Source organism: Amycolatopsis sp. CFH S0740, assembly GCF_004522315.1.
Classification (GTDB): Bacteria; Actinomycetota; Actinomycetes; order Mycobacteriales; family Pseudonocardiaceae; genus Amycolatopsis; species Amycolatopsis nivea.
Map to the genome: position 1 here is coordinate 170,529 of NZ_SDLS01000007.1, position 16,544 is coordinate 187,072.

Below are 16,544 nucleotides of genomic sequence, written 5' to 3' on the forward strand. Positions count from 1 at the left end.
GCACGCGGGGCTCCAGGTCCCCGCGGGACTCAGGAAGCGCAGGAGCGACGATGCTCGAAGCACATTCCGGCCCGGAAATCCCGACCCGGGTCGCCGAACTTCTCGACCGCGAGTGGCGCCTGCTCATCGACGGCAAACTCGTCCCGGCGCGGTCCGGCGCCACCTTCTCCCGGGTGTCCCCGTACACGGGCACGGTGATCGCCGAGGTCCCCGACGCGGGACCCGACGACGTCGACGAAGCAGTGCGCGCGGCGGCCGACGCGAGGGCGGTCTGGCGGGACACCCTGCCGGTCGAGCGCGCGAAGCTGGTCGCCGAACTGGCCGACGCGATCGAACGCCACGGCGAGGAACTGGCCCTGCTCGACACCGTGGACGCCGGTTCGCCGATCTCGAACTCGCGCGTCGACGTCGGCGTGACGGTGGCGCAGCTGCGCATGTTCGCCGGGCAGGCGCTGGAGCTGAAGGGTACGTCGGTGCCCGCCAGCACAGCACTGCACGTGACCACGCGCGAACCGGTCGGCGTGGTCGCGCGGATCGTGCCCTACAACCATCCGCTGATGTTCGCGGGCAAGATCGCCGCGCCGCTGGTCGCGGGCAATCCGACGATCCTCAAGCCGCCGGAGGCCGCGCCGCTGTCCGCGCTGCGGCTGGCCGAGCTGGCGAAGGACATCTTCCCGCCCGGCGTGCTCTCGGTGCTCGTCGGCGACGGGCCGGCGGTGCCGGACGCGCTGGTGCGGCACCGGCACGTGCGGCGGATCGGGTTCATCGGGTCCGAACCCACTGGACGCGCCATCCAGCGCGCGGCGGCGGAGAGCGGCGTCAAGGACGTCAGCCTCGAACTCGGCGGCAAGAACGCCATGGTGGTGTTCCCCGACGCGGACCTCGAAGCGGCGGCCGCCGGAGCCGTGTTCGGCATGAACTTCACCTGGTCCGGGCAGTCCTGCGGGTCGAACTCGCGGCTGCTGGTCCACCAGGACGTCCACGACGCGCTCGTCGCCCGCGTGGTCGAGCTGATCGAGGCGCGCCGGATCGGCGATCCGTTCGACGAGCGCACCGAACAGGGCACGATGATCAACCGGGCGCAGTACGAGAAGTCGTTGTCCTACATCGACATCGCGGTGTCCGAAGGCGCGAAGGTCGCCACCGGCGGCGGTCGCCCGGCAGGCGTCGACCAAGGCTTGTTCGTGGCTCCGACGGTGTTCACCGGCGTGCGCCCGGACATGCGGATCGCCCGCGAGGAGGTGTTCGGGCCGCTGCTGTCGGTCATCCCGTTCGCCGACGAGGCCGAAGCGGTCCGCATCGCCAACAGCGTCGACTACGGGCTGACCGCGAGCGTCTGGACCTCCGACGTCACCCGGGCGCACCGCGTCGCCCGCGCGTTCGAGGCCGGGTTCGTCTGGATCAACGGCTCGTCCCGGCACTTCCCCAACGTGCCGTTCGGCGGCGTCAAAGGATCCGGCGTCGGCCGCGAGGAAAGCCTCGAAGAACTCCTCAGCTACACCGAAACCAAGTCCATCAACGTCATGTTCTGACCATCGAAGGCAAAGGGGCCCTCATGGCGTACGTCATCGGCATCGACACCGGCGGAACGTTCACCGACGCCTTCGTCGCCGACCAGCACAACCGGCTCGCCGCCGCCAAAACCCCGTCCACTCCCCCGGATTTCGCGACCGGCTTCCTCACCGCGATCGACGAACTCGCCGCGGAACTCGGCATCCCGGTCCGCGAACTGCTCGCCAACACCGATTACGTCGTGCACGGCACCACTTCCACGCTGAACGCACTCGTGACCGGGGACGTCGCGCAGGTCGGCTTCCTCACCACTCGCGGGCACGCGGACTCGATCAGCATCATGAACCTCGAAGGCCGCTACGCCGGTCTCGGCAGCGACGACATCCAGCACATGGCCCGCACGGCGAAGCCCGCGTCTTTGGTGCCCCGGCACCGGATCCGCGAGATCGACGAGCGCGTGGACTACCAGGGCCGCGTCGTCGTCCCGCTCGACGAGGACGACGTCCGGACCGCGGTCCGCGAACTGCTCGCCGACGGTGCGGAGGCGATCGCGGTGTCGTTCCTGTGGTCGTTCCGCAATTCCGCGCACGAGCAGCGGGTGCGCGAGATCGTGCAGGAGGAAGCGCCGGAGGTGTACGTGGCGCTGTCCAGCGAGGTCAGCCCGCGCATCCGGGAGTACCCGCGCAACGTCACGACGATCATGAACACGCAAGTCGGCCCGCGGCTGGGCAGCTACCTGCGGCCGCTCGAAGCCGAACTGCGGGAGCGCGGGCTCACCGGCGCGCTGCTGGTGATGCAGGGCTCCGGCGGCTGCGTCACCGCCGCGGACGCGCCGGCGCACGCGATCACCACCATCGGTTCGGTGCTCACCGGCGGGGTCGTCGGCTGCACCCGGATGGCCGCGTCGCTCGGCCACGACAAGGTGATCTCGACCGACATGGGCGGCACGACCTTCCTGGTCGGTCTTGTCGTCGACGGCAAACCGGTGACCACCACCAGCACGATCCTCAACCAGTACACGATCAGCACGCCGATGGTCGACGTGCACACCATCGGAGCCGGCGGCGGCGCGATCGCCTGGGTCGATCCGGGCGGGAACCTCCGCGTCGGGCCGCGCAGCGCGGGCGCCCGTCCCGGACCGGCCTGTTACGGCGAGGGCGGCTGGGAGCCGACGGTCACCGACGCCGACCTCGTCCTCGGCATCATCAACCCGGACAACTTCCTGGGCGGGCGCAAGAAACTGGACGTCCAGCTGTCCCGGGACGCCATCGACAAGGTGGTCGCGACCCCGCTCGGCATGTCCGTCGAGGACGCGGCCGCGGCGATCTACGCGATCCAGAACGCCCAGACCGCCGACCTCGTCCGCAAGGTCGTGGTCAACTCCGGCCAGGACCCGCGCGACTTCACCCTCTACGCGTTCGGCGGCGCGGGCCCGATGCACTGCGCGAGCTACTCGTCCGACCTCGGCGTCAAGGAGGTCGTGGTCCCGCTCGGCTCCACCGCGGCGGTCTTCTCCGCCTACGGCCTCGCCGCCTCGGACATCGTGCTGACCGCCGAACAGTCGCAGCCGGTCGCGATGCCGGTGCCCGCCGAGACCGCGAACGAGGTGTTCACCGGCCTGGAACGGGAACTGGAACGCCGGTTGGCCGAACAGGGCCTCACCTTCTCCGCGATCAGCTACGAACGCGAAGCCGACATCCGCTACACCATGCAGCTCGCTGAAGTCGCGACCCCGGTACCCGGCGGCGAGCTGACCGACGAGTCGGTGGAGCAGCTCGGCCGCGACTTCGAAGCGAGCTACGAAGCGTTGTACGGCAAGGGATCCGGTTTCCCCGACGCAGGCCTGCAGCTGATCACCTACCGCGTCCGCGCGACCGGGATCCTGCAGATCCAGCCGGAACTGCCCGAACACGGCACCCTGCCCGGCAAGCCCGCCACGAGCGGCGAACGGGAGGTCCTGCTCGACGTCCGCACCGGACGCCAGCCCGCCGCGATCTACGACTACCGCGCACTCGGCGCCGGCCACGAGATCGAAGGCCCCGCCGTCGTCGAAGCGCCGACCACCACCGTCGCCCTCCCGCCGGGCACTCAGGCCGCTGTGGACCGTCTCGGCAACCTCGTGATCCGTTTCCCTGAACGGAAGGAACCCTCCTGATGGCTGTCATCCCCGTCGCCGGATCCGAGCGATTCGTCCAGTCCGGCGCTCCCCTCGACCCCGAAGCCCGGTTCGGCGACCTGAAGCTGCACCGCGTCGACTCCACCGACGTCGACGCCCTCACTTACGAGGTCGTCCGGCACCGCTTGGTCGCCATCACCGACGACATGGGCGACGCGATCAAGCGCATGTCCGGCTCGGTCGTCGTGACCGACTGCAACGACTTCGGCGCGGGCATCATGGACGAGACCGGCGAAACCGTGCAGGTCGGGCTGTACAACATGCAGCTCGGGTCCGCTTTGGACATGGCGGTGCGCTGGACGCTGGAGCATCGCGCCGAGAACCCGGGAATCGCGCCGGGCGACCAGTTCCTCCTGAACGACCCGTGGATCGGCGGCGGACTGCACCAGAACGACGTCACTGTCCTCGCCCCGCTGTTCTACGACGGCCAGCTGTTCTGCTGGACCGGCGCGGTCGCGCACCAGGTCGACCTCGGCGGCGTGTCGCCGGGCAGCTGGTCGGTCGAGGGACACGACGTGTTCTGGGAGGCGCTGCCGATCCCGCCGGTGAAAATCGTCGAAGGCGGCACGCTGCGCTCGGACATGGAGGACATGTACCTGCGGCGCTCCCGCGTGCCGCGGCTGGTCGGGCTGGACCTGCGGGCGAAGATCGGCGCGAACAACGTCGCGCAGGACCGGCTCACCGCGCTCATCGACAAGTACGGCCCGGACACCGTCAAGGCCGTGATGAAGAAGATGATGGGCGACGCGGAAGCCCAGCTGCGCACGAAATTGCGAGCGCTGCCGGACGGAACGTGGTCGGCGGTCGCGCACCAGGACGGCGCGCGGGCGGGCGACCGGGACATCCACAAGATCGTCGTCGCGATGTCCAAACAGGACGACACCCTGACCTTCGATTTCACCGGCACCGACCCGCAGGTCGACGGGATCATCAACTGCACACTCGCCGGGCTGCGCGGCGGCATCCTGCCGATCCTGCTGACCATGCTGTGCCCGGACATCTCCTGGTCGCCGGGCGGGATCTACCGGTGCGTCGAGATCGTCAGCGAACCCGGGACGATCAACAACTGCACCTTCCCGGCCGGCATCGGGAAGGCGTCGGTCAACTCGGCCTGGTCCACGCAGAACGCGGTCTCCGAAACCGTCGCGCAGATGCTGAGCACGCACGCCGAACTCAGCCGGTCGGCGATGAGCGTCTGCTGCGGCACCTGGGATCTCACCCTGCTGGCCGGCGTCGACCAGCGCGGCGGCGGTTTCGCCACGATGCTGTGCGACGCGATGTCCGGCGGCCTCGGCGCGAAAGTGGACGGCGACGGCGTCGACACCGGCGGCGAGAACTGCATTCCGATGGGCCGCATCGCCGACATCGAGATCAACGAGTTCAGCTTCCCGATGCTCTACCTGTGGCGGCGCGAGGAAGTCGATTCCGGCGGACCGGGCCGGTGGCGCGGCGGCGTCGGAGCATCGAGCTGCTTCATCCCCTACGACTCCCCCACCCGCAGCGTGCACCTCGTCGTCTCCGCCAACGGCAAGGCGGTCCCGCAGGCTCCCGGCATTTCCGGCGGCTATCCCGCGGCCACGCAATGGGACGTCCTCGTCCGCGACACCACCGTCCGCGACCAGCTCGCGAACGGCCGGATCCCGCAGACGATCGACGACCTGCGCGGCCGCGCGGACACCCTCCCGCCGCACCTGGAAACCGACCTCGCCGAAGCGGACGTCTACTTCACCCATTGGCAAGGCGGCGGCGGAATCGGCGACCCGCTGCACCGTGAACCTGAACGCGTCGCCGCCGACGTCCGCGACGGCAAGGTGTCCGCGATCGCCGCGCTCGACGTCTACGGCGTCGTGCTGGACAACGGCGCGCCTGACCTCGCGGCCACCGCGGCGCACCGCGACCGGCTGCGGTACGAGCGCGCCGGGCTCACGCCGCCGGAAGGAGCGCACCAGTGAACCTCGACCTGAACCTCCGCGTGGACGACGCGACCGGCGCGGTCGTCTGCCGCCACTGCTCGGCGCGGATCGGCGACACCACCGCCGAACCGATGGCGCACGCGCTGCGCCACGAACGCCCCTCGACCGACGCCGGACCGGGCGTCCACGCCGATCCCGCCGCGTTCGTCGACCGGGAAGTCCTGCTGCGCCAAGCGTTCTGCCCCGGCTGCCTGACGCTGCTGTCCACCGAGATCGTCCCGGACGGCGAACCCTCCTACCGAAGCTGGAGCCTGACATGACCCTCAACGGACTCGCCGGAAAGGTCGTCGTCGTGACCGGCGCGGCCCAAGGCATCGGCGCGGCTTACGCCCGCCGGCTGGTCTCCGAAGGCGCGACCGTGGTGCTCGCCGACCTCAACCTCGAGGGCGTCCAAGCCACCGCCGCTTCCTTCGACGGTCCCGGCAAAGCCAGCGCGTACGCCCTCGACGTCTCCAGCCGCACCAGCTGCACCGAATTCGCAACGCAGCTCACCGAGGCGCACGGCCGGGTCGACGGCCTGATCAACAACGCCGCGATCTTCTCGACCATCAAGATGAAGCCGTTCTGGGAGATCACCGACGAGGAGTGGGACCGGCTGATGGCGGTCAACCTCCGCGGCCCGTGGCTGCTCGTGTCGGCGCTGCTGCCGCTGCTCCAGGCTTCGCCGTCGGCCAGCGTCGTCAACATCGGCTCCGACGCGGTGCAACTCGGCCGCCCCGGGTACCTGCATTACGTCGCCAGCAAGGGCGGTGTGCACGGCATGACGTTCTCGATGGCGCGGGAACTGGGCGAGTTCGGCATCCGGGTCAACACCCTGTCGCCGGGCCCGGTCTACACCGAAGTCGCGCGGGAAACCGTGACGCCCGAACAACGCGAGGCCATGCTGCGCGCCCAATCGCTGCACCGCCCCGCCGGGGCCGACGACATGACCGGGCTGGCCGCGTTCCTGCTCAGCGACGACGCGGGCTACCTGACCGGCCAGACCCTCAGCGTCAACGGCGGGCTGGTGCACCGATGAGCACGCAACAGGAACTCGTCGCGCTGTCGTCCCGGATCCTGGCCGCCGCCGGACAGGGCGACCTCATCTGGGGCCACGTCTCCTGCCGCGACGCTGACGGACGGGGCGTGTGGATCAAGTCCGCGGAATGGGGCATGGAGGAGGTGACGCCGGAGCGGGTGCAACTGGTGAACGCCGACGGCGAGGTCGTCTCCGGCACCGGGCCGCGGCACAGCGAATACCCGATCCACACCGAGGTCATCGCCGCGCGACCGGACGTCAACGCGGTGGTGCACACGCACGCCCCGCACGCCGTCGCCCTCGCCGCGACGGGACAGGAGCTGCGGCCGGTGAGCCATGCCGCGAACCTGTTCGTGCCGCCCGAAGTGCCGCGCTACACCGAGACCGCGGATCTGATCCTGACGCCGGAATTGGGCAAGTCCCTGGCCGCGGAACTCGGCGATGCCCGGGCGGTATTCCTGGTGAACCACGGAATCGTGGCGGTCGGCGATTCGGTGGAAAGCGCGACTGTCGCCGCGGTGGTGCTGGAGCGGGCTTGTGAGCAGCAGTTGCTGACCCAGTCGTTCGGCGGATGGCCTAGCTGGTCGCCGCCGGAGGAGTCGCACGCGAAACGGGAACACATCTATCACCCGCGTGCGGTGCAGGCGGTGTGGGATTACTTGGTGCGGCAGCTGCCGTGAGGTCGTGAGTGGCGACGCCGGTTCTAAGCGGCATCGCCACTCACGACACCCCCACCGAAAACCCCACTGTCCGCCCAGATTCGCACAGGAATCCGCACCCCACCTGCCCTTGCCGCGGTAGGGAACAATTTCTAGGGCAGGTTCCGCGGCGGAGGGGCGGCTCGATGACGGTCCGAGTCTTGCTGGTCGAGGACGACGCCCTGATCAGCGAAGCGCTTTCGCTCGCTCTCGCTGACCAGGGCTGCACGGTGACCCAAGCCGCGTGCGGCGAGGACGCGTTGGCGATGCTGGAATCGGTGCGCGTGGACGTCGTCCTGCTCGACCTGATGCTTCCGGGCATGGACGGGCTCGCCGTCTGCAAGGAACTGCGCGTGCGCGGGGATCTGCCGGTCATCGTCATCACCGCCCGGGCCGACAGCCAGGACGTCATCGCCGGGCTGGAAGCCGGTGCCGACGACTACGTGACCAAGCCGCTGGTCGCCGGCGAGCTGGCGGCCCGCATCCGCGCGCTGCTGCGCCGCGCGGCACCGGTTCGCAGGTGTTGTCTCCAGGTCGGCGATCTGCTGTTGAGCACGCACGACGACACCGTCTCCCGCGAAGGTGTCCCCATTCGCCTTACCCGTACCGAATTTCGCCTGCTGGCCGAATTGGCCGCCGCCGACGGAGAGGTTGTCACGCGGGAGCAGCTGCTGCACCGGATCTGGGGGCGCGACTACTTCGGTGGCACGCGGCTGCTCGACGTGCACATCCGGCGATTGCGGCGCAAGGTCGAGCCGAATCCGGATTGTCCGCGTCTCGTGCTCACTGTCCGGGGAATCGGCTACCGCGCCGAGCCCCGGCCGTGATCCCCGCTTCCGTGTCCCGGGTTTCCTTGCGCTGCCGGGTTTCCGCGGCGTTCGGGCTCGGGCTGCTGGTGGTGGTCAGCGCGTTGTCGGCGGCGACCTGGCACCTCGCCACCGACTACCTGCTCAACCAGCGCCAGCAGAGCGCCGACCGCCATTCCCGGATCAACGCGCGGCTGGTCGAGAACGAGGTCCGCGACCGAACCGGCGGTCTCGGCGAACTGCTGTCCGGCCTCACCTCCGGGCCGAATTCGACGATCCTCGTGGCCCTGCCGGGCGGCTGGCACACCGCCGGACGCCCGGTCGGCCCCGCGGACCTCCCGCCCGGCCTGCTCTCCCGCGCCCGCCCCGGCGCGCCCGCGCACGAGCGGTTCACCGCCGACGGGATCCCGGTCCTCGCGGTCGCGCAACAACTCGCCCGGTCGAACGGCTACTACGTCGAACTGCATCCGCTGCTCGGGCTCGAACGGACCTTCCGCAACCTGCGCATGATCCTCGTGGCGGGAACCGTGGCGTGCGGGCTGTTCGGCGTCGCACTCGGCGCGTGGGCGGCACGGCGCGCGCTCCGTCCGCTCGCCGCGTTCACCGAAACCGCCGCCCGCATCGCCCGCGGCGACCTCCGCGCGCGGTTGCCCGAACAGGCCGGACCCGACCTCGCCCCGCTCGCCGCGACGTTCAACTCCACCGCCGACGCACTGGAACAGCGGGTCCGCCGCGACGCCCAGTTCGCCGCCGACGTCAGCCACGAACTGCGCTCCCCGCTCACCACGATGACGTCCGTCGCGGAAGTCCTCGAACGCCGCCGCGACGCGATGCCCGCGCCCGCGCAGAAGGCGTTGCAGCTCCTGCTCGCCGAACTGCGGCGGTTCCGCGGCATGGTGCTCGACCTGCTGGAGATCTCGGCCGTCGACCAAGCCGACCATGGCGAGGAACGCGAACTGGTCGACCTCGGCTCGCTCGTCCGCAGCGGCGTCGCGAGCAGCCCGGCCCCGCGCCCGACTCTCGACCTCGCCCCGGACCCGCTGCTGGTCGCCGCGGACCGGCGACGACTCGACCGGGTATTGGCGAACCTCCTCGACAACGCGTCCCGCTACGGCGGCGGTGCGGTCCGCGTGGCCGCACACGCGAGCAACGGCGTGGTCCGGCTGGAAGTGGACGACGCGGGCACTGGGGTGCCCGCCGAACTCCGGGAACGCATTTTCGAGCGGTTCTCCCGAGGGGTGCACGCCGGGCGGCGGGATCCCGATTCAGGGACCGGTCTGGGATTGGCGATCGTCGCGGACCACGTCTACCGCCACGACGGACGGGTGTGGGCGGAGGAACGGCCGGGCGGCGGGGCGCGGTTCGTCGTCGAACTCCCGCAAGCACCCGGATGACGCGTCAAGCTAACTCGACCAGCCGCGCGGCAAGCTTCGGGTGCGTCAGACGGCAGTGTCGGGCGCACCGCCAAGCGAAGGCCTTGGGTTCTTTGCGCCGCACCGGGTTGCTTGCCTGTCTGCCCGCGGTCAGTTATCGCGCCGGACCGCGCTTTCCAGCAGGGCCAGCGCCCGTTCGATGTCCTTGCGATCCGCTTCGTCCAGGTTGGCGAGGAGCGATTCCTCGCGCTCGAGATGTCCTTCGAGAACCCGGTCGATGAGCTTGCGGCCGGCGGCGGTCAGTTCGGCGTAGCTGACCCTGCGGTCGCCCCGGTGGTCGCGGCGGCGGATCAGCCCGTCGCGTTCGAGCGCGTCCAGCCGTCCGGTGAGAGCGCCGGACGTGACGAGCGCGGAGGCGGCCAGTTCGGACGGCGTCTTCCGGTAGGGACGGCCGGCTCGGCGGAGGTTGCACAGGATGTCGAACGCGCCCGGGGTCAGGCCGTGCGGGGCGAGGTACTCGCGCAGTCCGCCGGCGGCGAGGTCGGCGATCCGGCGGACCCGGCCGAAAATCGCGATCGGCGAGGCGTCCAGGTCCGGGCGCTGCCGGGCCCAGTCCGCCACCACCTGGTCGACCGGGTCCATCGTCATCGGCTCCTCGTTCCGCGGCATGCGGACGGAGCCTATCCGCGTCCTAACGGGACTGCGCCGCGGGCTGACCGGCCGCGGCGGGTGCTTTCCCGGCCGGAGCGCGGCCGCGAAGCAGCACGACCGCACCGACCAGCGTGAGCAGCTGGGTCGCGGCGAGCAGCGCGTACCCGGCGGCGAACCCGTGGTCGCCGCCCGCCGCGATCGCCACGCCCATCAAGGTGGGAAGCAGCGCGGACACCAGATTGCCGACCCCGTTGATCAAACCGTAGGCGCTGCCCACCGCACCCGCCGGCGCGTATTGCTGCACCAGGGTCGGGATCGCCGGTCCTTGCAGGCCCCAGAACGCGTTGGCGAGGATCAGCGTCGCCGCCGCGAGCCAGCGCGAATCGGCGAAGGTCACGGCCGTCGCGCACAGCGCGGTGCCGACGCTGCCGATCACCAGCACGAGCGGCGCCCGGCGGGCCGGCATCCGGTCGATGAGCCATCCGCCGAGGAACCCGGACCCGAGGCTGACCACGAACGGCAGCGCCGACAGCGCGCTCATCTGCGCCAGCGAGAAATGCCGTGCCTGCAGCAAATACGACGGGAGCCACGACGTGCTGCCCCACAGATAGCCGAGCGTCGCCACCTCGATCAGCAGGATCCAGCCGAGCTTGGGCGTGCGCAGCGCCCCCGCGAACCGCCGCAGCGCCGGTTCCCGGACCGCCGTCCGGCGGCGCGAGGCCCGGACGAACACCGCGACCAGCGGCAGCCCGACCACGAGATTGAGCGCCGCGAGCAGGAGGAACGAGCCGTGCCAGCCGAAGTGCACGAGGGCGAAGGTGATCACCGGGATGCCCAGCGCCGTGCCCAGCGAAACGCCCATCGAGCTGACCGCGTTGGGCTTGCCCCACGCGCCTTCGGCGAAATTGTCCTTGACGTACATGGTTTTCAGCGAGAACAGCGGCCCCTCGCTGGCCCCGAGCAGGAACCGCAGGGTCAGCAGCAGCATCGCGCTCCCGGCGTACGGAGACACGAGGGTGAACAACGCCCAGCACCCCAGGCTGACGAGCAATCCGCGCCGCACCCCGAAAACTGCTTCGTACCAGGGCGTGATCAGCATGGCCGCGATTCCGTAGCCGGCCAGGAAGAGCGTCATCAGGGCGCCTTGCGCCGCCCGGTTGCCCGCGATCCCGAAGTGCCGCGTGAAGGCCGGATCGGTGATCAGCACGGACACGTTGACCCGGTCGATGTAGGAGATCGCCACGACCGCCAGCAACGCCAGCACGCCCAGCCACGCGGTCATCGGCGCGCCGGGACGCCGGTCTTCGGTCGGCAGAGTCACCGCGGTTCCTTTCCGGGCCGGACCATCGCGAGGCGGCCCGGACCGCGCGGACCCGCCGCGCCGCCAGACCGGCCGCCTCGGCCGGCGGGGTCGCCCGGAAGTATCTTTGTCCTAAGATGCTTGTGTCAAGCTATCTCGCCAGAGTCCTCTCCCCCGGCCCAGCGCCGTGACCGTACGTGAAGGGCCCCTTGAGGGGAATGAGATTTTGCGCCAAGGACCCAAGGCGGCGCCGTGGATGCGGCTGAGGCGAGCCTGCCCAGGCCGAAGGTCCTGAGTGGCTGCGGGCCGTGAGGGTCGCCTTGAGGGAATCAGATTCCCTCAAGGCGACCCTCACGGACCTGAATAACCCGTCACGGAATCGCAAAACGGGCATTTCGGCGGCTGTTGCGTCTCTTGTGGACGGTCAGCCGGGCCGAATCGCGGCTGACGTCGCCCGGCACGGGACTCGGCGTCCCGCCAAGCGCTTTCGCGAGCGTCCTGCCGCCTCCCCGGCGACCGCCGACCCTGGCCAGCCCTTCGACGCGGGCACACGAGCCCCGGCTATCCCCGCGGTGTCGCCTTAAGTCCCTTGGCATGGGAAATCAGATTCCTTCAAGGGGCCCTTCACGGACAGTTGCCGGAATGCCGGGCGATCAGCCCCACGCCGGTTCGCGCGCCGGGGCGAGCAGATCGCTCACGTCGCCGGAAAGGTCCTCGCCCGGCAAGCCGCGCCGGAACAGCCGCCCGGCCGCGCCGCCGCTCGTGGACACGCCCGCGAGTTCCGCCCAATCCCCGCGCACGCGCAGCCAGGTGCCCTCGCGCAGGCCGAGCACCGGGATGTCGTTGCACTCGTGGAATTCCGCGAGCCGCTTCTCCCGGGTCTCGCCCATGTGCGTGCTGCCCGGGTCGGGGTCGACGTAGTGCGGGTTGAGCTGGAACGGCACCAAGCCCAGCGAAGTCAGGCTCGGCGGTTCCACGATCGGCATGTCGTTCGTGGTGCGCACCGTCGGCCCGGCGATATTGGTTCCCGCGCTGGCACCGAGGTAGGGCATTCCCTCGGACACCCGGTCCCGCAACGGTTGCAGCAACTCGCGCCGGTACAGCTCGGCCAGCAGGCGGAACGTGTTGCCGCCGCCGGTGAACACGGCCTCGGCGGAGCGCACGGCAGCGACCGGGTCTTCGGCGGTGTGCAGCCCCCGCACCCGCACCCCGAGCGGTGCCGCGGCGGCGGCGATGCGCTCGGTGTAGCCGTCGTGGTCGGCCAGCGCGAAGGGCACGAACAGCAGCTCGGTGCGCCCGTCCAGCACCTCGGCCACCGCGTCCAGCGCGTGTTCCAGCGGCTGGTGGCCGTGGTTGGTCGAATTGGACAGCAACAGCAAGTCAGTCACGCGATTCTCCTTGGTTCGCCCGCCATTGTTCAGCAAGTCCGCAGCAACCGGTCGAGGACCCGGACGGAGAACCGCAGCGACTCCAGCGGGACGCGTTCGTCCACGCCGTGGAACAGCCGGTTGTAGGGCAGTTCCGGCGGGACGCGCAGCGCCTTGAACCCGAAGCCGCGGATGCCGAGCCCGGACAGCGCCTTGTTGTCGGTGCCGCCCGCGTTGCAGTACGGCGTGGGGTGGCCGTCCGGGTCCTCCGCGGTGATCGCGGCGCACATGGCGTCCACCAGGGGGCCGTCGAAACCGCTTTCCATGGCGATGTCGCGGTGGATGAACTCGCGGCGCACCGACGGCAGCAGCAGCTCGTCGATGGTGTCCAGCAGTTCCTGCTCGTACCCGGGCAGGAACCGGCCGTCGACCGCGGCGGTGGCCCGGCCGGGAATGACGTTCACCTGGTACCCGCCGGAGATCATGGTCGGGTTCGCCGAATTGCGCAGGATCACGTTCACCAGGTCGGCCACCGGGCCCATCCGCGCCAGGCTTCCGTCCACATCGGACGGATCGAACGGGACGCCGAGCAGTTCGCCGGCGCGTTCCAGCAGCGCCCGCACCGGTTCGATCAGCCGGACCGGGAACCGGTGCCGCCCGATCCGGGCGAGCGATTCGGCGAGATCGGTGACCGCGTTCTCGTCGTTCGGCGAGGAGCCGTGCCCGGCCCGGCCGGTGGCGGTCAGCCGCAGCCACGCCTGCCCGCGCTGCGCGCACTCGATCGGATACAGCCTGCTGCCGTTGCCGAGGTCGAACGACACCCCGCCGCCCTCGGTGATCGCCTCGCCCACGCCGTCGAACAGGTCCGGGCGGTGCTCGGCCAGCCAGCGCGAACCGAACTTGCCGCCGCCCTCCTCGTCGGCGAGGAAGCCGAACACGATGTCCCGCGCCGGTTTCTCGCCGGTGCGGCCGAACTGCCGCGCCAGCGCGAGGATCGCCGCGTCGAAGTCCTTCATGTCGATCGCGCCGCGGCCCCACAGCATGCCGTCGGCGATCTCGCCGGAGAACGGCGGGACGCTCCACTCGTCGGCGTCGGCGGGCACCACGTCCAGGTGCCCGTGCAGAAGCAGCGCGGGACGCGACGAGTCCACTCCGGACACCCGGGCGAACACACTGGCCCGCCCGGGCGCGCTTTCCACCAGCGTCGGTTCCAGCCCGGCGTCGATGAGCTTCTCCGCGACGTACTCGGCGGCGGGCCGCTCGGTCGCGCCCGGGTTGGACGTGTCGATCCGGATCAGGTCCCGGCAGAGGTCGACCACCTCGTCCTGTGCGCTGGTCACCGCGCCACCTCCTCCAGTTCCGCCGAGCCCACCGGCCGGATCAGCCCGGCGCGGCCCAGCACCGTGTACAGGATCGCGGCGGTGAGCAGCGAGTTGAGCGCGGGGATGCCCCAGTGCACGAACTCGCCGACGCAGAACGCCGCCGCCCACACCGCGAGCGTGGCGGGCACCCATACCGGCATCGACGCCGGGACCCGGCCGGCGGCCCTGGTCTCCCGCAGCGGGGTGGAGAGGCCGCGCACCAGGAAGTACTCGGCCACGATGATGCCGCCCACCGGCGGAATCGCGACGCCGAGCACGGACAGGAACGCGGTGAAGTGCTGGAGGAACCCGATCGCGGACAGCACCGTCCCGGCGATGCCGATCACCAGCGTCACGACACCGCGGTGCAGCGGGCGGCCGAACACGGTCCGCACGAAGTTCACCACGCCCAGCGAAGAGCCGTAGAGATTCCAGTCGTTGATCTTCGCGGTCGCCAGGACCACCACGATCAGCCCGACGAAGCCCGACGTGGACAGCACGATGTGCGTGACGTCGGAACTGCCGACCAGGTGCCCGAGCAGCACGCCGGTCATGCCGACGATGTACTCCGACAAGACCATCGACGCGGAGCTCTGCAGCAGGACGTGCCAGCCCTTGCGGTTGAACCGGGTCATGTCCGGGGCGACCACGGCACCGGTCATGTACCCGCCCGCGATGATCGTCGCCGCGGCCGGGATGGAGATCGCCGTCGCGGTCGGCGCGGCCGACATCAGCGCGCCCACCGAGTGGTCGGACAAGGTCGAGATGACGCTCCACGCGACGAGGCCGAAGAACAGCGGCACGGCGATCTTCGCCAGCCACATCATGTACTTGAAGCCGTAGATCACCAGCAGCGTCAAGACGACGCCGGACACCGCGCACCACAGCCACGGCGGACCGCCGACGAGCGCGTGCATGCTCTTGCCGAAGATGCCGTTCTGCACGCCGAACCAGCCCACCAGGCTGATCGCGATCACCAGGCTCACCAGCGCGGACCCGTTGCGGCCGAAACCGGTGAACCGGGTCAGCATGGTCATGGTGAGCCCCTCGCGCTGCCCGGCGAGGCCGATCAGGAAGATCACCACCTCCAGGATCACCGCGCCGAGGGTGAACGCCCAGAACGCGTCGGAGAACCGCATCCCCACGCCGAGCGTCGCGCCGAGCACGAACTGCGACAGCGAGCCGGACTGCGCGAGCCACTGCAGCAGCATCGAACCGAAGCCGTAGCGGGCGTCTTCGGGGACGCGGCGCAGCGAGTAGTCGTCGTTGCCGATCCGCTTCTTGGCGTGTTTCGCGGTTTTCGTCGCGGTGCTCATCCGGCCACCTCCGTGCCCAGCGTCTGCAGGTGCGCCATCGAGCCGTAGCGGGCTTGCAGATTGGCGAACTCTGCCTCGTCGTGGAAATGCAGCGCGCCCGCCCCGAACTGCTTGGCGACCTCGACCGCGTAGCGCGCGGCGGCCGCGATGTCCGTCTCGTGGCTGGCGCCGGTCGCGCAGCCCGCCACCGTCGCCGCCGACGTGATCGCCAGCCCGACGACCGGCGCGTCCGTGGCCGTCGCCGGCTGCAGGATCGAGTTCAGGTGATAGACGCCGTTGCCGTACGGGGTGATGTCCTGCGTGGTGATCGGGTAGGTCACCAGCGGCGCACCGGTCACCGCCTCCAGCAGTTCGCCCAAGCCCTCCGAGACCCGCAGGATGTAGCCGCTGCGCACGGTCGGGGAAAGGGCGAGCCCGCGGTGGTTGATCACCCGGTTGCCCTTGGTGGTGTCGATCGACAGCACGGCGGCCATCTCGTCGGAGAGCTCGTAGCTGTTCATCGTGGCGATGTCGACCGGCGAGTTCATGAACGGCACCGGATCGTGCGGCAGGGTCGGCGCGTCCGGGCAGACGTGCGTGCCGATCAGCACGTCGCCGGCCAGCACGTCCCCGCGAGCCCGCATGGACAGCAGCTTGGCCGCGGCGGCGAGCGCCGCGGCCGCACCGTCCCCGTCGGACACGAACCCGGTCACCTCCGGCCGGGCGCCGACCCCGCCGAGCCGCCCGACGACACCGAGCGTGGGCGCGTCGCCACCCGCGGTGCGGCCCCGGCTGCCGGACACGCGCACCCGGACGAAGTCGGTCTTCCCGGCCGGGCCGGGCACCGTCGTGATCTCCGCGCCGCTGCCGTCCGCGCCCGCGACGGCGTCGAGGTAGGCGACGACCTCTTTCCCGGTCACCGCCGGGTCGTCGAGGATTTCGAGCAGTTCCAGGACGTGTTTGAGCATGTGGTTCCTCTGGAGAGTTCAAGGCCGCCGGGGATTGGTCCGACCA

The 16,544-nt window shown here is 70.4% G+C and carries 14 protein-coding genes; 8 read left to right on the forward strand and 6 right to left on the reverse strand.

Going from position 1 to position 16,544, the window contains the following annotated elements:
* Nucleotides 1-50: 50 nt before the first annotated feature.
* The 8 genes from EIZ45_RS14845 (at nt 51) to EIZ45_RS14880 (ending at nt 9,577) form a co-directional block, all read left to right on the forward strand.
* Nucleotides 51-1,532, forward strand: a complete 1,482-nt coding sequence (locus tag EIZ45_RS14845) for an aldehyde dehydrogenase family protein (RefSeq protein WP_134662832.1) — start codon at nt 51-53, stop codon at nt 1,530-1,532.
* Nucleotides 1,533-1,555: 23 nt separating this feature from the next.
* The gene (locus EIZ45_RS14850; protein ID WP_134662833.1) at nt 1,556-3,667 is read left to right on the forward strand and encodes a hydantoinase/oxoprolinase family protein; all 2,112 of its coding nucleotides are present in this window, start codon (nt 1,556-1,558) and stop codon (nt 3,665-3,667) included.
* The gene (locus EIZ45_RS14855) at nt 3,667-5,640 is read left to right on the forward strand and encodes a hydantoinase B/oxoprolinase family protein (protein WP_134662834.1); all 1,974 of its coding nucleotides are present in this window, start codon (nt 3,667-3,669) and stop codon (nt 5,638-5,640) included. Before EIZ45_RS14850 ends, EIZ45_RS14855 begins: the two co-directional genes overlap by 1 nt.
* A complete protein-coding gene (locus EIZ45_RS46820) occupies nt 5,637-5,921 on the forward strand; it encodes an acetone carboxylase subunit gamma (protein WP_134662835.1) in 285 nt (94 codons plus the stop codon). Before EIZ45_RS14855 ends, EIZ45_RS46820 begins: the two co-directional genes overlap by 4 nt.
* Nucleotides 5,918-6,679, forward strand: a complete 762-nt coding sequence (locus tag EIZ45_RS14865) for an SDR family NAD(P)-dependent oxidoreductase (protein WP_134662836.1) — start codon at nt 5,918-5,920, stop codon at nt 6,677-6,679. The genes EIZ45_RS46820 and EIZ45_RS14865 overlap by 4 nt, the downstream gene beginning before the upstream one ends.
* Entirely contained in the window at nt 6,676-7,359 is a 684-nt protein-coding gene (locus EIZ45_RS14870; protein ID WP_134662837.1) for a class II aldolase/adducin family protein, read from the forward strand. The genes EIZ45_RS14865 and EIZ45_RS14870 overlap by 4 nt, the downstream gene beginning before the upstream one ends.
* Before the next feature lie 164 nt (nt 7,360-7,523).
* Entirely contained in the window at nt 7,524-8,204 is a 681-nt protein-coding gene (locus EIZ45_RS14875; RefSeq protein ID WP_043838595.1) for a response regulator transcription factor, read from the forward strand.
* Between the two features lie 11 nt (nt 8,205-8,215).
* Nucleotides 8,216-9,577 (forward strand): cell wall metabolism sensor histidine kinase WalK, encoded by a 1,362-nt coding sequence (locus tag EIZ45_RS14880; protein ID WP_205669896.1) that lies wholly within the window; start codon nt 8,216-8,218, stop codon nt 9,575-9,577.
* Nucleotides 9,578-9,706: 129 nt separating this feature from the next.
* Here the strand turns inward: EIZ45_RS14880 and EIZ45_RS14885 are convergent, their stop codons facing one another.
* The 6 genes from EIZ45_RS14885 to EIZ45_RS14910 form a co-directional block, all read right to left on the reverse strand.
* Nucleotides 9,707-10,225, reverse strand: a complete 519-nt coding sequence (locus EIZ45_RS14885) for a MarR family winged helix-turn-helix transcriptional regulator (RefSeq protein WP_235147094.1) — start codon at nt 10,223-10,225, stop codon at nt 9,707-9,709.
* A 22-nt stretch (nt 10,226-10,247) separates the two neighbouring features.
* Nucleotides 10,248-11,528: an MFS transporter gene (locus tag EIZ45_RS14890; protein WP_205669897.1), complete on the reverse strand. Its 1,281-nt coding sequence runs from the start codon at nt 11,526-11,528 to the stop codon at nt 10,248-10,250.
* A 632-nt stretch (nt 11,529-12,160) separates the two neighbouring features.
* Nucleotides 12,161-12,895: a dipeptidase PepE gene (pepE, locus tag EIZ45_RS14895; RefSeq protein ID WP_134662839.1), complete on the reverse strand. Its 735-nt coding sequence runs from the start codon at nt 12,893-12,895 to the stop codon at nt 12,161-12,163.
* Between the two features lie 29 nt (nt 12,896-12,924).
* Nucleotides 12,925-14,214 (reverse strand): M20/M25/M40 family metallo-hydrolase, encoded by a 1,290-nt coding sequence (locus tag EIZ45_RS14900; RefSeq protein WP_134662840.1) that lies wholly within the window; start codon nt 14,212-14,214, stop codon nt 12,925-12,927.
* Nucleotides 14,211-15,551, reverse strand: a complete 1,341-nt coding sequence (locus EIZ45_RS14905) for a cytosine permease (RefSeq protein ID WP_134662841.1) — start codon at nt 15,549-15,551, stop codon at nt 14,211-14,213. The genes EIZ45_RS14900 and EIZ45_RS14905 overlap by 4 nt, the downstream gene beginning before the upstream one ends.
* The gene (locus tag EIZ45_RS14910) at nt 15,548-16,498 is read right to left on the reverse strand and encodes a DUF1177 domain-containing protein (RefSeq protein WP_134662842.1); all 951 of its coding nucleotides are present in this window, start codon (nt 16,496-16,498) and stop codon (nt 15,548-15,550) included. The genes EIZ45_RS14905 and EIZ45_RS14910 overlap by 4 nt, the downstream gene beginning before the upstream one ends.
* Nucleotides 16,499-16,544: the final 46 nt, after the last annotated feature.

Bases quoted from the DNA above. Each gene is read 5' to 3' on its own strand.
- EIZ45_RS14845 (WP_134662832.1), top strand. From the start codon at position 51: ATGCTCGAAGCACATTCCGGCCCGGAAATCCCGACCCGGGTCGCCGAA.
- EIZ45_RS14850 (WP_134662833.1), top strand. From the start codon at position 1,556: ATGGCGTACGTCATCGGCATCGACACCGGCGGAACGTTCACCGACGCC.
- EIZ45_RS14855 (WP_134662834.1), top strand. From the start codon at position 3,667: ATGGCTGTCATCCCCGTCGCCGGATCCGAGCGATTCGTCCAGTCCGGC.
- EIZ45_RS14865 (WP_134662836.1), top strand. From the start codon at position 5,918: ATGACCCTCAACGGACTCGCCGGAAAGGTCGTCGTCGTGACCGGCGCG.
- EIZ45_RS14870 (WP_134662837.1), top strand. From the start codon at position 6,676: ATGAGCACGCAACAGGAACTCGTCGCGCTGTCGTCCCGGATCCTGGCC.
- EIZ45_RS14875 (WP_043838595.1), top strand. From the start codon at position 7,524: ATGACGGTCCGAGTCTTGCTGGTCGAGGACGACGCCCTGATCAGCGAA.
- EIZ45_RS14885 (WP_235147094.1), bottom strand. From the start codon at position 10,225: ATGCCGCGGAACGAGGAGCCGATGACGATGGACCCGGTCGACCAGGTG.
- EIZ45_RS14905 (WP_134662841.1), bottom strand. From the start codon at position 15,551: ATGAGCACCGCGACGAAAACCGCGAAACACGCCAAGAAGCGGATCGGC.
- EIZ45_RS14910 (WP_134662842.1), bottom strand. From the start codon at position 16,498: ATGCTCAAACACGTCCTGGAACTGCTCGAAATCCTCGACGACCCGGCG.